The sequence below is a fragment of the Kitasatospora sp. NPDC058492 genome (assembly GCF_042720685.1).
In the GTDB taxonomy this organism is placed as follows: Bacteria; Actinomycetota; Actinomycetes; order Streptomycetales; family Streptomycetaceae; genus Kitasatospora.
On the sequence record NZ_JBHXMU010000014.1, the window covers coordinates 98,284 to 111,797 of the forward strand.

At 71.5% G+C, this 13,514-nt stretch carries 12 protein-coding genes and 2 tRNA genes; 6 read left to right on the top strand and 8 right to left on the bottom strand.

The features are described 5' to 3' along the window. Positions 1 to 178: 178 nt before the first annotated feature. The 3 genes from ACFWPI_RS12335 to ACFWPI_RS12345 are packed head-to-tail and all read right to left on the bottom strand — an operon-like array spanning position 179 to position 2,876. Positions 179 to 637, bottom strand: coding sequence for an NUDIX hydrolase (locus ACFWPI_RS12335; protein ID WP_380374066.1), 459 nt, complete (start codon positions 635 to 637; stop codon positions 179 to 181). After that, positions 634 to 1,887: a DegT/DnrJ/EryC1/StrS family aminotransferase gene (locus ACFWPI_RS12340; protein WP_380374063.1), complete on the bottom strand. Its 1,254-nt coding sequence runs from the start codon at positions 1,885 to 1,887 to the stop codon at positions 634 to 636. The genes ACFWPI_RS12335 and ACFWPI_RS12340 overlap by 4 nt, the downstream gene beginning before the upstream one ends. Next, the gene (locus ACFWPI_RS12345; RefSeq protein ID WP_380374061.1) at positions 1,884 to 2,876 is read right to left on the bottom strand and encodes a Gfo/Idh/MocA family protein; all 993 of its coding nucleotides are present in this window, start codon (positions 2,874 to 2,876) and stop codon (positions 1,884 to 1,886) included. Before ACFWPI_RS12345 ends, ACFWPI_RS12340 begins: the two co-directional genes overlap by 4 nt. 155 nt (positions 2,877 to 3,031) lie before the next feature. On the opposite strand from ACFWPI_RS12345, the gene ACFWPI_RS12350 reads away from it, so the two are divergent. Next, positions 3,032 to 4,357 (top strand): helix-turn-helix transcriptional regulator, encoded by a 1,326-nt coding sequence (locus ACFWPI_RS12350; RefSeq protein WP_380374059.1) that lies wholly within the window; start codon positions 3,032 to 3,034, stop codon positions 4,355 to 4,357. A gap of 129 nt (positions 4,358 to 4,486) precedes the next feature. Here the strand turns inward: ACFWPI_RS12350 and ACFWPI_RS12355 are convergent, their stop codons facing one another. Beyond that, a complete protein-coding gene (locus ACFWPI_RS12355) occupies positions 4,487 to 5,413 on the bottom strand; it encodes an alpha/beta fold hydrolase (protein ID WP_380374056.1) in 927 nt (308 codons plus the stop codon). 82 nt (positions 5,414 to 5,495) lie between these two features. Between ACFWPI_RS12355 and ACFWPI_RS12360 the strand changes: the two genes are divergently transcribed. After that, the gene (locus tag ACFWPI_RS12360; RefSeq protein WP_380374054.1) at positions 5,496 to 6,173 is read left to right on the top strand and encodes a TetR/AcrR family transcriptional regulator; all 678 of its coding nucleotides are present in this window, start codon (positions 5,496 to 5,498) and stop codon (positions 6,171 to 6,173) included. Between the two features lie 54 nt (positions 6,174 to 6,227). On the opposite strand, the gene ACFWPI_RS12365 is transcribed toward ACFWPI_RS12360, so the two are convergent. The 3 genes from ACFWPI_RS12365 to ACFWPI_RS12375 are packed head-to-tail and all read right to left on the bottom strand — an operon-like array spanning position 6,228 to position 8,923. Then, positions 6,228 to 7,667 carry an MFS transporter gene (locus tag ACFWPI_RS12365; RefSeq protein ID WP_380374051.1) on the bottom strand — a complete coding sequence of 480 codons (1,440 nt, stop codon included), beginning with the start codon at positions 7,665 to 7,667 and terminating at the stop codon, positions 6,228 to 6,230. Continuing rightward, complete coding sequence (locus ACFWPI_RS12370) at positions 7,664 to 8,524, bottom strand: glycerophosphodiester phosphodiesterase (protein ID WP_380374048.1); 861 nt, start codon at positions 8,522 to 8,524, stop codon at positions 7,664 to 7,666. The genes ACFWPI_RS12365 and ACFWPI_RS12370 overlap by 4 nt, the downstream gene beginning before the upstream one ends. Before the next feature lie 48 nt (positions 8,525 to 8,572). Next, positions 8,573 to 8,923: a hypothetical protein gene (locus ACFWPI_RS12375; protein ID WP_380374045.1), complete on the bottom strand. Its 351-nt coding sequence runs from the start codon at positions 8,921 to 8,923 to the stop codon at positions 8,573 to 8,575. Between the two features lie 111 nt (positions 8,924 to 9,034). On the opposite strand from ACFWPI_RS12375, the gene ACFWPI_RS12380 reads away from it, so the two are divergent. The 3 genes from ACFWPI_RS12380 (at position 9,035) to ACFWPI_RS12390 (ending at position 12,234) form a co-directional block, all read left to right on the top strand. Further along, positions 9,035 to 9,106 (top strand) — tRNA-Gln (locus tag ACFWPI_RS12380). A 2-nt stretch (positions 9,107 to 9,108) separates the two neighbouring features. After that, complete coding sequence (locus ACFWPI_RS12385) at positions 9,109 to 11,481, top strand: hypothetical protein (RefSeq protein WP_380374043.1); 2,373 nt, start codon at positions 9,109 to 9,111, stop codon at positions 11,479 to 11,481. 36 nt (positions 11,482 to 11,517) lie between these two features. Beyond that, positions 11,518 to 12,234, top strand: coding sequence for a hypothetical protein (locus tag ACFWPI_RS12390; RefSeq protein WP_380374040.1), 717 nt, complete (start codon positions 11,518 to 11,520; stop codon positions 12,232 to 12,234). A 146-nt stretch (positions 12,235 to 12,380) separates the two neighbouring features. On the opposite strand, the gene ACFWPI_RS12395 is transcribed toward ACFWPI_RS12390, so the two are convergent. Beyond that, positions 12,381 to 12,451: transfer RNA gene (locus ACFWPI_RS12395), tRNA-Cys, on the bottom strand. A 338-nt stretch (positions 12,452 to 12,789) separates the two neighbouring features. On the opposite strand from ACFWPI_RS12395, the gene ACFWPI_RS12400 reads away from it, so the two are divergent. Then, positions 12,790 to 13,458: a hypothetical protein gene (locus ACFWPI_RS12400; RefSeq protein WP_380424762.1), complete on the top strand. Its 669-nt coding sequence runs from the start codon at positions 12,790 to 12,792 to the stop codon at positions 13,456 to 13,458. Positions 13,459 to 13,514: the final 56 nt, after the last annotated feature.

Below are 13,514 nucleotides of genomic sequence, written 5' to 3' on the forward strand. Positions count from 1 at the left end.
CGCGCTCAGGAGCACGAACCGTCGCCGACTCTCTCGTGAGCGGGACACCGGCGCTGGCGGAAACGCGACACCGCGTTTCGGGGGTGGCGAGTCGGCGAACACGCTGTTCAGGCCCGCGAGGCAAGCAGAAGGGCCGCCCCCGACGAGGGCAGCCCTTCCGCGACCTCCGCGGCGCGTGTCAGCGAGCGAGCAACTCGCGCACGGCGTCACTCACCTCGGGCAACTCGCCGGGTAGGGCCCACTGGTAGGCGTCGTGCTCGGTGAGGACGACGGGCTCGGCCTTCTCCACGGTGACGGCGAAGTTGAACTGGCGAGTGGTGCCGCCTCGACTGTTCCGGTAGTCGAAGTGGCCGACGTAGCCGATAATCTGATGGATCATCAGACCAGTCTCCTCGCTGGTCTCGCGGTGCAGGGCGCCCAGAATCCCCTCCCCCTCTTCGACCGTCCCGGAGGGAACCTCCCACAGGCCGCCCAGGTAGTCGCCGGGGTTGCGACGCACGAGCAGGACCCGACCTCCGTGGTTGATCACGGCGGCGGCGACGAAGCCGGTGATGCCTGCGGATTCAGCGTCGGCCGCGAGCCGGGCCGCGAACTCAGGAGACGGGGAGGGAGAGGGAGAGGGGAAGGCGGTGGTCACAACAGCTCCTCGTGATGGTCGCCGATCTTGATGGCCGCGCGAACGTACTGCTCGACCAGTTCGAGATCCTGCTCACGATGCCAGACCGGAAGCTTGATCATGTGCGCGTGGGCGCGCTCGGCGACGGGAAAGTCCCCGGCCTTGTACCGGCGCTGGGACTGCGGGTGGCCGGGGAACAGCGTGCTGGGCTGCTGGTACAGCGGCAACTGGTTGAGGGGGCAGGTGGAGCCGGGCCGGTCGAACTCGGTGGCGCCCTCGGCGAGCAGCGCTTGGTGGAACCGCTCGATCGGCAGGCCGCCGAGCTGTTCGGGCCGGTAGGTGAGCGTCAACCCGTACCAGGACGGAATCACTCCGTCGGGCATTGCGGTGACCTCCAGGCCGGGTATCCGGCCGAGCTGGTCGGTGAGGTGGCGGGCGATCTCCGCCCGGCCGGCGAGGTAGTCGTCGAGGCGGGCGAGCTGGTCGTGGGCGATGGCGGCGGCGAGGGGGTGGATGCGGAGCTTGAGGCCGGTCCCGGTGACCGCGTACCGCGCGAGCGGACGGCCATCCGGGATCTCGGTCTTGGCCCGCTTGTTGTAGTGCGCGAACGTGATGACCCGGTGGTAGGTGTCGTCGTCGTCCGTGAGAACGAACCCGCCCTCACCGCCGGACAGCGGCTTGGGTCCGTTGAGGGAGAAGGCCGAGGCGAGACCGAACGTGCCGACCTTCTGCCCGGCGGTGCCGGCGCCGTGGGCGTGGGACCCGTCCTCCAGCACCGCCAGGTCATGGACGTTCGCGACGGCCACGAGCTCGGTCATGTCGGCCGGCTTGCCCCACAGGTGGGTGGCCATGACCGCGCGGGTGCGAGGAGTGATCAGCTCCTCGACGCGGTTCGGGTCGATGTTGCCGTCCGGACCGGTCTCGCACAGCACCGGCACGGCACGAAGGTGGAACAGCGGGGAGGCGGTGGCGTGGAAGGTCCACGCCGGGACGATGACCTCGTCGCCGGGCTTGATCCTCGCGGCCCAGTAGGTGGCGTGCAGGGCAGCGGTGCCGGAGCTGGTGGTGACCGCATGCCGGACGCCGAAGTAGTCCTGCAGCCCGTCCTCCAACTCGGCGACGATGCCGGACCGGCCGGGGATGGAGATCGACTCGTCGAGCTGGGCGCCGACCTTGGCACGGGTGGTGTCGTCGATCGGCGGCCAGGAGAAGTGCGGGCCGTCGACGGTGACGGCGGCCTTGCCGCCGAGCAGGGCGAGAGGGCTGGTCACAGCATCTCCTTCGGGTCGATGTAGCGCCCCGCTGCCTTGGACTGGTAGCAGGAGGCGATGAACGCCGCGTGCGCCAGGTGCTGGTCGGCGCCGGAAGTGTTGGGCCTCTCACCGTCCAGGACCCGGCAGAAGTAGTCGATCTGCGCGGTCGCGGCCGAAGCGGGCGCGTGCGGGCGGGTCAGCTCCTCGACGATCGCGCCGTGCAGGTCGAACCGCTGGACCTGGCCCTTGGTCAACAGCACCGAGCCGCGGGTGCCGACCACGTACAGGCGCTCGGTCTTCGGGGCCATCCACCTGGACAGCAGCACGGAGCCGTACAGGTCGGCGTCGTAACCGAGCTGGATGACGGCGGTGTCCTCCGCGTCGTACCCGCCACCGGGAACGGCGGCGGTGGAGAAATCGGCGATGATCCGGCTGGGCAGGCCGAAGTACCACAGCAACAGGTCGATGAGGTGGTAGCCCATGTCGATGATGCAGCCGCCGCCGGCCTGGCGGATGTCCCCGCGCCATCCGGCACCGGGGTCGTCGGTGTGGAAGGTGTACTGGCCGTCGATCAGGAAGGGGGTGCCGATCTGGTCCAGCAGTCCGGCGACGCTGGTGTAGATCGGGTTGAAGCGCCGCTGGAGGGCGACCATCAACTCGACCTGGCCGGCCCGGCAGACCTGGGCGAGCTCTCGGGCCTCCCGCACCGAGGTGGCGAACGGCTTCTCCTTGAGAACGTGGACGCCGCGGGCGGCACACTCCTGGACAACCTCCCGGCCGACGTGGTGCGGGACGGCGACGACCACGAAGTCCGGGGACGCGGCGTCCAAAAGCTCACCGGTGCGGGTGAATCCGGGGACCTGGAGGGCTTCCTGCCGCTGTCGCAGGGTGGTGGGGTTGCTGTCGCAGATGGCGACGAGTTCGGCCCTGCTGGAGCCGAGCAGGCCGGGCAGGTGGTCTTCGAGCGCCTGGTGTCCGAGGCCGATGACCGCGGCACGTCGTTTCATATGCGGACTCCTTCCGCTTCGCGAAGGAACTTGTCGATGCATGACGAGTAGAGCTCAACTCGCAGTCACCAACCAGACGTTGTCCGTAGTCCCGGGGTGGTCCCGCTGTCGCCGGCAGTAGGCTCACGGTCACCGTCGATGATGGGATTGGCCCCGTGGACGACCAGATCCGGCACCCCCTCGCGTACGCCCGCGCGCTTCGCGGCTGGTCCCAGACCGACCTCGCGGCCCGCATCCACCACGCCGCCAGGAACAGGCCCGAGGGTCTCCGCTCCGGCACCGACAAGGCCGCCGTCAGCAAGTGGGAGAACTGGCGCAAGACGCCGAGCATCGAGTCCCAGCTCCTGATCGCCGAAGCCTTCGACGTCTCGATCGGCGACCTGGACGCCTTCGAGTGGCCGCACTGGCTGCCCGGCCAGGAGCAGCCGGTGCCGCTCGGATCGGCGTTCACCGTCCACGCACTTCGAGATGCACTGAGAGCCGCAATGGACCATCGCCGCCGCACCTTCATGACCTTCAGCGCGCTCGCGCTGGCCGGGCTCTCAGCCCAGTGGGCCACGCTCGAACCCGACCGGCTCGCCACCGCACTGGACGGCAAGCAGCTCGACGCCGAACTGGTCGACTGGCTGGAGGACACCAGCGCCAAGCTGACCGCCCAGCCCACCGAACAGCGGCAGCACACCGCGAAACTGATGGATGCCCAGCTGGAGACGGTCACCGACCTGCTGGAGCAGGGCCGGTACACCGAACCCATCGGCCGGCGACTGCACCTACTGGCCGCCTCCCTGGCGAGCACCTGCGGCTGGCACCGGTTCGACCAGGGCCAGCACTTCGCGGCGGGCAAGCTCTGGAACGCGGCCCTCGCCAACGCGCACGCTTCCCGCGACCGCGACCTCGGCGCCGGAATCCTCTCCGACTTCGCCTACCAGTCGATCTGGCTCAGCCAGCCCGGCGCCGCCATCGAACCGCTCAGCCAGGCCCTCATCCACACTCGGCACCCCACCGCGCAGTCCCTGCTCCACCTTCGCCGGGCCCGCGCGCACGCCGCCCTCGGCTCCGCCGCCGACTGCCACCGCGACCTGGCCGCCGCCGAGACCGCCCTGCTGACCGACAGCCCTGACCGGGCTCCCGCATGGTGCGGGTGGATGAGCACCGCGGACCTGGCCGTCGACTCCGGCCAGTGCATGCTCGACCTCGGCCGCACCGGCGAAGCCCACGCCCGCATCGACGAGGGCATGAGCCTGCTGCCACGATCCCGCGACAAGACCCGCGGGATCTTCCTCACCTACGAGGCCCGCAGTCTCCTACGGGCCCGGGAGGTCGAGCAGGCCCTCGCCGTCACCCACCAGTCCCTCGACCTCGCCACCCGGATCGGAGCCGAACGGTGCGTCATTCTGGTACGTGAACTCGCGCCCGCGTTCAAGCCCTACCGGCGGGTGCCGGGTGTACCTGAGTTCCTGGATCGTTTGAGGACTGCCTGACGTCTCAACGGCATCTCCGGCATCACCGGTATGAGCGTCCGACGCTGTGGTGGTCGGGGTCGCCGGCCGGGCCCTTCTCGGGCCTCGGCCGAGCCCTGGGTGCGCGCACCCGGCGGCGGGGGCCGACCGTCAGCTCCGGGTCTCCTGCCGGGTGGAGGTGATGAACTGCAGCAGGTGTTCGTTGACCAGGTCGGGGCGTTCCAGGTTGAGGCCGTGGCCGGCTCGTTGCACGATCTCGGCCCGGACTCCCGGGATCAGCGCGGTGACCCGCTGGAGGACGTGGCGCGGGCGGAGCAGGGCGCTGCGCTTGCCCAGCAGGACGAGGGTGGGCAGGCGGATGGAGCTCAGTTCCTCGTCGGTGAACGGCCTGGCGGCGGGGCGGGTGTTCGGCTTGTAGCTGCGCATGCCGAGCATCAGGGGGGCGATCATCTCGGGCGGCGAGCTGAGTGCGGGGTTGGCGAGCAGGCGTCCCAGCGCGGGGCGCAGCGGCCGCGGGGCGAGCATGCCGAACAGGCCGCCGATCATGTGGGCGTAGAACCGGGCGGGGACCTTCTCGATGCCGCCGGGGTCCATCGGTGCGATCGATGCGAGGCGTTCGGGTGCGTGGATGGCCTGGTTGAGGGTCAGCCAGCCGCCGTAGGAGAGGCCGACCAGGTGGATGCGGTCGAGTCCGAGGCCGGCGAAGACCTCGCCGAGCCAGGCCGCGTTCTCCTCTGAGCCGGCCGCGACGACGCGTTGGACGCTGCGGCCGGGGTCGTCGAGCGTGTCGATCGCGTAGACGGGGTGGTGTTCGCCCAGGGCGGCGATCTGCGGGTACCAGTTGGACGGGTGTCCGGCATGGCCGTGCAGCAGCACGATCGGTTCGCCGGTTTCGGATCCGTCGGGTCCGTCGGGTCCGTCGGGTCCGTAGTGGTGGACGTGGACGGTGCCGTAGCTGGTTTCGACATCGAGTTCCCGACGGGGGCCGGGCCACAGCTCCATCGCGCGGTCGTAGGCCTCAAGGAACTTCGTTCGGGCTTTCTCGCTGACGAAGTGTCCGACGCTGGTCCTGGTCATGGTCCCTCCCGGTGCTCGGAATGCATGAAACAGCAGCACTTGATGGTATGTTTGTACCATAAAAACGTTTGGAGGGAACCCGATGCCGAAGCTGGTGGATCACGAGGAGCGGCGGGCCCACATCATCGACGCCCTGCTGCGCACGGCGGCGGACACCGGGCTGCACGCCGTCACCATGCGGTCCGTCGCGATCGAGGCGGGCGTCTCGGTGCGGCTCGTGCAGTACTACTTCGACACCAAGGAGCAGCTGCTGCTCGCGGCGCTCACCCGCCTGGCCGCACGGATGGGCGAACGGATCCAAGGGCGGGTCCAGCAACGGATCCAGGAGCGGGTCCAAGAACGGCTCCAGGAAAAGACCCAGGAACGGGTCCGCGACCGCGCCGGGGCGGCCGGGCCCGCGGCGTCACCGCGCGACATCGTCGAGGCGGTCCTGCTGGAGTCCGTGCCGACGGACGAGGAGAGCCGGACCTTCCACCTCGTCTACACCGAGTACGCGGTGCTCTCCATCACCGACCCCGCGCTCGCCGGCCAGTCGTTCCTCACGGCGCCCAACGAGATGGAGGACTTCCTGGTCGGCCAGTTGACCGCCGCCCGGCAGGCCGGGGACACCGATCCGCGCATGGACGCCCGCCAGGAGGCCGTCGTCCTCCTGGCGGTCTCCGCCGGCCTGGGCCTGAGCGTCCTCCTCGGCCAGCGGACGGCGGACGACGCGGTGGCGGTCCTGCACTACCACCTCGGCCGGCTCTTCCCCAGCTCGTAAACCCCCGACGGCGGCAAAAGCGGCAGCCGACCGTAGGCACCCCCGGCCGGGGCGTCAGAGCCGTTCGGGGACGGGGTTGCCGACGGCCTCGATGGCGCGGCGGACGGGGACCTTCAGCAGGAGGACGAAGCCGATGAGGAAGAAGACCAGCAGGGAGATGATCGCCGAACGGTAGCTGCCGGTGATCTGGTAGGCGAGGCCGAAGACCAGCGGGCCCATCCAACTGGTGCCGCGGTCACTGACCTTGTAGACGCTGAAGTACTCGGCTTCCCGGCCCGCCGGGATGAGGTGGGAGAACAGCGAGCGCGAGAGCGCCTGGCTGCCGCCGAGCACCAAGCCGATCATGCAGGCCAGGGCGAAGAACCAGACGGGCTGGTGGGCCGGCATCAGGTACCCGAGGGCGAGGGTGGCCACCCAGCCGACCAGGGATCCGAGGACGGTCCGCTTGGCACCGTAGCGGCGGGCGATCCGGCCGAGGAGCAGCGCGCCGCCGATCGCCACGATCTGGACCAGGAGCACGGCGGCGACCAACGTGGTCTGGTCCATGCCGAGTTCCTCGCTGCCGTAGAGCGAGGCCTGGGAGACGACGGTCTGGATGCCGTCGTTGTAGCAGAGGAAGGCGCCCAGGTAGAGCAGCGTGAGCGGGTATTGGCGCATCCCGCGCAGGGTGCGGGCGAGTTCGCGCAGGCTGCCGGCGGCGGGCCGGTCCGGCACAGGGGCGGGTCGGTCGGGCACGGCGACGATACGGTCGGGGGCCGCGCCCGCCCGGGAGGGCAGCCGCAGCATCGGGACGATCGTGAACAGCGCCCACCACAGGCCGGCCGAGGCCAGGCAGATCCGCACGGCGGTACCGGAGGACAGGCCGAGCGCGTCGTGGCCCTGGAACAGCGCCAGGTTGGCGATCAGCAGCAGTCCGCCGCCCGCGTAGCCGTAGGCCCAGCCCTTGGAGGAGACCGCGTCGCGCTCGTCGGGGGTGGCCAGGCCGGGGAGGTAGGCGTAGGAGAGCGCGACCGACACCGCGTACGCGATGTTGGCGACCACCAGCAGTGCGCCGCCGAGCAGGTAGCGGTCGCCGTCGAGGAGGAACATCCCCATCGTGGCGACCGCGCCGACGTAGGCGAAGCCGCACATCAGTTCCTTGTGCCGCCCGGTGCGGTCCGCGACCGTGCCGGTCAGCAGCATCGCCGCGACCGAGAGCAGCACGGAGAAGGAGACCGTGTACGGGAAGAACGACCCGGCGCGCACCGACAGTCCGAGCGGGTGCACGTCGCCGGCCGCGTCGGCGGCGTTCTTGGCGACGGTGGTCAGGTACGGCCCGAGGAAGACCGTCAGGACGGTGGCCGAGAAGGCGGCGTTGGCCCAGTCGTTGATGTACCAGCCGAACCGTATCCGGCGCAGGGCGCTGTCGTCGGCGGCGGCGGCCGCGCGCTCCGGCGGGCCGTCCGGAAGATCGTCCGGCAGACGGTCCGGCAGGTTGTCCGTGGTGCTCGTCATGGGGCTCCCATCACCGTGCTGGAGCCGGTGCTGCCGTCGCTCCAGCAGCCGCGCTCGCCGAGGACGTCCCGCAGGACGTCTATGCGATCGGCCATGATGCCATCCACACCGAGGCCGAGGAGAGCCCTGATCCGTGTGGGATCGTCCACAGTCCAGACGTGAACCTGGAGGCCGAGGCGGTGTGCGGCGCGTACGAAGGCCCTGTCGACGACCCGGACGCCCCGGTGCCGCTCCGGCACCTGCGCGCACACCCCGGCGAACGGCGCCCCGGACCGCGCCCCGGCGAACGGCGCCCCGAACCGCGCGCCGGACCGCTCCCGCTCCCCGCGCCCCCGCAGCAGCGGCCCGGCCAGCGAACGCAGCCGCAGCCGGGCCACCTCGCGCGGGCCGAGCGAGGTGGCCAGCCGGGGGCCCGCGGCGGCGCGGACGGCGGCGAGGCGGCTGTCGGAGAAGCCGCCGACGCAGACCCGGTCCCAGGCGCCGGTCCGGCGGATCGTCTCGACCAGCGGCCCGACGGCGGCCGCCGCCTTGACGTCGACGTTGAAGCGGGCCCCGGGGAACGCGTCGAGCAGGTCCTCCAGCAGCGGCACGGGCTCGGTGCCGCCGATCCGGGCCTGCCTGACGGTGTCCCAGGGCAGTTCGGCCACCGCCCCGGTGCGGTCGGTGACCCGGTCGAGGCGGGTGTCGTGAAAGGCCACCAGCGCGCCGTCGCGGGTGGCGTGCACGTCCGTTTCGAGGTAGCGGTACCCGAGGGCGACGGCGGCCGCGAAGGCGGCGAGCGAGTTCTCGGGGTGGCCGAGGTCACCGCCCCGGTGCGCGAAGGCGAGCGGCCCGGGGTGGTCGAGGAAGGGGTGCATGTGATGCTCCGAGCTGCTGGGATGCGCGTTACAGTATTACGCACCCTGTCAAGCAGTAACGCCAGTACCGCCAGTAGTCCCATCAGTGCCATCAGTGCCATCAGTACCGCTACCGCCCGGATCGTCGACGCGGCGCAGATCGTAGAGGTACGACTTGCCGGCCTTCCAACTGCGCCAAGGACCGTGCGGAGGGAACAGCTCCTGGTCGTCCGTCCGCCCCGCCAGCGGCCCGGAGTTGGCGACCCCGTCGGCGCCGACGGTGCACCAGCCCCGCTCCGGCAGCCACCGGCACCACACGTCCAGGTCCAGCCGCTTGTACGACGGCCTGCCGTTGAACACGCCGTCCGCGCGGAAGTGGTACACCAGACCGTCCAGGCGGCGAACGAACTCGATCGACACGGCGGCTCCCCCCCATCAGGCACCCGAAGTGCCAGGCTACGCCGCGAGCCCGGCGGAGGCAGCGAAAGTACGTTGCACGGCCGCCGACCGGACGCATAGTCTCGCGCCCATCGACGTGTAGCTCAGCAGCAGAGCGCCGGGCTCTGGACCCGGAGGGCGCAGGGGCGGAACCTGCCACGTCGGCTATGGACGACAACGCTGACCAGCAGCGCCCCGCCGGGGCCGGGACATCCGCGCACTACCCGCAGCGCCAACTGGCCCTGGCCCAGGCGTTCCTGGCCTCACCGGCCGACTCCCCCACCAACGCCGAGACCCGGCGCAGCACCGAGACCCGGCGCAGCACCGAGGCCCGGGTCGCCCGCTGGCGCGCCGTGCTCGCCGGCATCGCCGACGGCCGGCTGACCATCGGCTCGCGCACCCCGGTGACCGGACTGCCCGCCTGGGTGACGCCCGAGGTCGTACGGGGCGGCTTCGCCACCTCCGCCGCGAGCGCCGAGGGCCCGCTCCAGCCGTACGAGCGCGAGGCTGCGGCCCTGGCCGGGGTGGCGGCCGAGCGCGGGGCGCTCTTCGCGTACTGCCTCACCGAGCCCGGCCTGTCCCGGCTGTACGACCTCCTCGACAGCGGCCGCTACGAGGCCGCCGTGCCGGAGGAGGCGGCGCTGCTGACGGTGGCGTGGCTCGTGCGGGCCGGGGACGCGGCCGGTGCGCTGGAACTCGTCGACGTCCTGGAGCCGTTCGCCGGCCGGCTGCGCTTCACCCCCCGGCCGTCCGCGCTGCCCGCGCCGGACTCCGAGGCGGTGCACCGGCGCACGGTCGGCGACGCCGTCACCACCCTCACGGGCCGGCGGCCGAACGCCGCCGTGGAAGCACAGCGCGAGGCGCTCACCGTCTGGCAGCCGTTCGGCGACCAACTGCTGGCCCACTGGCTGGAGACCGCCGAGGCCGGCCGGGTGCTGGAGCGTACGCCCGACAGCGCCTGGCTGGAGCGCAGCGCGATGCTGCTCCGCCGCTACGACGAACTCGCCGCGACCCACACCCGCTGCACCAAGCACCGCGACCCGAAGGAGAACCTCGGCATCCTGCGCGGCGCCCTGGCGGAGACCGCCGCCGGCCGGCCGTTGGACGCGCGCCGCCTCGGACTGCTGCGGCACGCGGTGGCATCCATGGTGCGCCGGCGCGGCCGGCCGGGCTCCGACCGGCACACCGAACTGCGCACCCGCCAGGCCGTCCAGGCGGCCCAGCCGTCGCACCACGACCTCGCCCAGCTGGTGCTGCGCCGCCTCTCCGGGCTGCACCAGGAGAGGGGTGTGGCCGACGTGGCCCCGCTGGTCGCCGACGTCTCGGCGCACGAAGCACACACCGGCAACACCCGCCTCCCCGCAGGCACCCCGGTGCCCGCAGCGATCCGGCAGGTGGTCGAGGCCGCGCTCAGCGCCCCGCTCGACACGCTCGTGGAACGCGGCATGGTGCCCTCGGCCGAGGTCCTGGCCGAACTGGTCCCGCAGCTCGTCGCCGTGACCAGTTCCCAGTCCTACCCGGACGAGACACTGCGCACCCTGATGGCGGCGAACTACCGGGCGTTCCGCAACCGCCGCTCGCTGCTCCTGAGCGACCTCACCGGGCAGGTGCGGGTCGACGAACTGCCCTGGGTACGGGCGGTGGCCGGACACCGCGTCGGCGAGGACGGCCGCGCACCCGCGCGTACCGCGCTGCACCAGCTCGGCGAACTGGCCGTGCAGGCGTTCCCCGGCACGCTCCTGCCGAACCCGCTGGTGCGCGAACTCGGCGTGCTCGCCCGGCAGGCCAAGCTCGACGCACCGTTCGTGGAGGAACTGGCGGCGGACATCTTCACGGGCACCTTCACCCCGAAGTACCTGGCGGCGGCCCGGGCCGCCGCGGAACTGCTCAGCGGCACGCTGTACGAGCGCTACTACGCCATCGACTACGCGGCCGTCCACGACCTCGCGACCGCCGAGGCGGGCGAGGCATACAAGGCGAACAAGGCGGGCAAGGCGAACAAGGCAGGCAAGGCCCCGGCGCGCGGCCGACGCCCCCGCTCCTCCCCCGGGTTCACCGAGCTGTGCGCGCAGCGCGCCGAGGTGTCCGGAGGATGGTCGGTCGCATCCAACGGGAAGATCATCGAGCAGGCCCAGATCCTCACCACCCACAACCTGGCCACCCTGGTCACCCGGGTCGGCATCAGCCCCGAGCCGGGCTGGGACGACCTGGCCTGGCGCAGCTTCACCACCGTGTGCCACGCGACGGCCCGGATCCACGACAACCCGCGGCCGCTGTCCACCATCAAGGACGCGGCGTACGCGTGGCGCCACCTGGTGTTCCACCTCTCCCTGTGCGAACCCGCCGCGCAGGCCCGGGTCATCGCCGGACTGCGCGGGGAGGCCGCCCGCCACCCCGCCCACGTCGCGGCCCGTCTCGCCCCCGCCCTGGCCGGCCTGCGCCAGGCCGCCCGCGGCGGCGCCGCGGACGCGGACGCCGGCCGCCGCCTCCTGGGCTGGACCACAGGACCGCACTGGCTCCACCCGGCCCCCAGGACCTGACCACCCCTGCTCCACCAACTCCACGAACGAGACGACGTGACCGACCAGAAAACCGGCCAGACCACCGACCAGACGACCGACCAGACGACCGACCGGCCTGCCGAGAAGCCCCAGGGCCTCCAGGCCATCTGGGCGAACACCCTGGAGCCGGTGGCCCCGCTGCCCTGGTACCGCAGGCTGTCCCTCAAGGCCGTAGTGGCGGCGACGCTGGCCGTGGGCCTCCTGGCCGCACTGGTGGTGGCCGCCGTGACAGGCGCCGGCGCCCCGCCGCGGCACCGGATCGCGCTGCCAGACCGGATCGGGGACCAGGTTCATCTGCCGGACGACGGTTCGGTCCAGACGGCACGCTCCAGCTACCAGCAGCGGATCAGGGCGCTGAGCCCGTACCGGGAGCTGACGGTGGGCGGTTACGGCACGACCGGATCGTCCAAGACCACGCTGCTGCTGGTCGGACTGACCGGGAGCTTCGCGGAGCCCCAGCGGGAACTGAACAAGTACTTCGGACGGCTGGCGGCCTCGGACGTGTTCAACGACACGGTGACGGAACGGCAGGACTACCCGACAGGCCCCCTCGGCGGCGCGTTCGAGTGTGCGGTGCTCACCTACCCGTCCACGTCCGAGACCACCTGCGTGTGGGCGGACGGCAGCACGGTCGGCATCGTCGTCGACAGCGCCGGCGAGAGCTCCCCACAGGAACTGGCCGACCGCGCCCGGGACATCCGCGCAGCCGTCGAGGTCCCGGCCGAGGACTGACCCGCCGCCGAACCAGGAAGCCGCCGACGTGACCAACTGACCCGGAGTCACGCCCGTCCGGGTCGGTCTTCACCCTCAGCACGAATCAGGGCGCGAACCCGGACAATTCCCAGGCCAGGAATACGGGCGAAATCGCCGAAAAGAAAAGGTGGAGATAGGAATCGAACCCATCTAAACGGCCCTGCAAGCCGTCGCCTCGCCACTCAGCCACTCCACCGCGGCAACGAGGGAAACATTACACGAGCATGAACGGGGATTCCTCGGCGACGCCGATCTTTCACTCCAGAAGGCTCTTAATGCGTCTAGTGCTATTTCTCTCGACATGGTGTCGACAGGGTCCTGCGGGCCAGCGCGGAAAAGTCACGGTGCGCTAGCCTGTGCCGATATCTCCGACCCGATGGGATTTCACTGATGGCCGTCGAGGAATCATGGTTCACCCGTACCACGGAGCTGCGTTGTGGAACCGCTGCGAACCGGTGCCAGTACAAGAGCCTCCCCCTGCGCGACCTTCCCCCGCTCGGTGTCGTGCGCCGCGCGCGGATCGTCCGCGAAGGCATGCGTGAGCGCCGCGCCGCCGTCCCGACGCCCGGCCGGCCCTCCCGCTTCACCGAGGGGGACTGGGTCCGGGTGAAGGACGAGGCCACGGTGCGCGCCACCCTCGACGCCAAGGACCGCCACCGCGGCCTGTGGTTCACCCGCAGCCAGTGGTCGTTCTGCGGCGGCGTCTACCAGGTCGAACGCATCGTGCGCCGCATGATCGACGACCACTACCGGGTGCGGCGCCTGTCCGGCACCGTCGCCCTGGCCGGCGCCACCTGCCACGGCGCCGACGGGGCCCAGGGCTGCGGACTGGACTGCGCCCTGCTGTTCCGCGACGAATGGCTGGAGCCCGCCCCCGCGCCGGTCCCCGCCGCCCGGCCCGCCGTCCTCTGGGCGACCGTGCGCAGCCTCCCGGAGATCCGCGCCACCCTCGACCCCGACGGGCGACTGGACGGCGTCCCCTTCCAGCCGGGCATGGAGCTCCACGCCGACACCCGCCACAGCGCCACCGAACTGCGCCACCGGTCCCTCGCCTGGTGGCAGCACCCCACCAAGGGCCGCTGGTTCATCCTCAACGGCCTGCGCTGCGGCGGCGAACCGCTCGCCACCGGCTGCGACCGCCGCTGCGCCCTGCTGTGGCACGAGTCCTGGCTGCATCTGGAACCCGCCACCACCACCCACTGACCTCCCGCCACCACCCACCGCCCGCCGACCTGCCGGGCACCGCACTCCGCGGTGCC

Excerpts from the sequence above, each read along its gene's own strand:
- ACFWPI_RS12355 (WP_380374056.1), bottom strand. The coding sequence starts at position 5,413 with ATGACCAGGACCAGCGTCGGACACTTCGTCAGCGAGAAAGCCCGAACG.
- ACFWPI_RS12400 (WP_380424762.1), top strand. The coding sequence starts at position 12,790 with ATGCGTGAGCGCCGCGCCGCCGTCCCGACGCCCGGCCGGCCCTCCCGC.
- ACFWPI_RS12345 (WP_380374061.1), bottom strand. The coding sequence starts at position 2,876 with ATGAAACGACGTGCCGCGGTCATCGGCCTCGGACACCAGGCGCTCGAA.
- ACFWPI_RS12360 (WP_380374054.1), top strand. The coding sequence starts at position 5,496 with ATGCCGAAGCTGGTGGATCACGAGGAGCGGCGGGCCCACATCATCGAC.
- ACFWPI_RS12370 (WP_380374048.1), bottom strand. The coding sequence starts at position 8,524 with ATGCACCCCTTCCTCGACCACCCCGGGCCGCTCGCCTTCGCGCACCGG.
- ACFWPI_RS12365 (WP_380374051.1), bottom strand. The coding sequence starts at position 7,667 with ATGACGAGCACCACGGACAACCTGCCGGACCGTCTGCCGGACGATCTT.
- ACFWPI_RS12385 (WP_380374043.1), top strand. The coding sequence starts at position 9,109 with ATGGACGACAACGCTGACCAGCAGCGCCCCGCCGGGGCCGGGACATCC.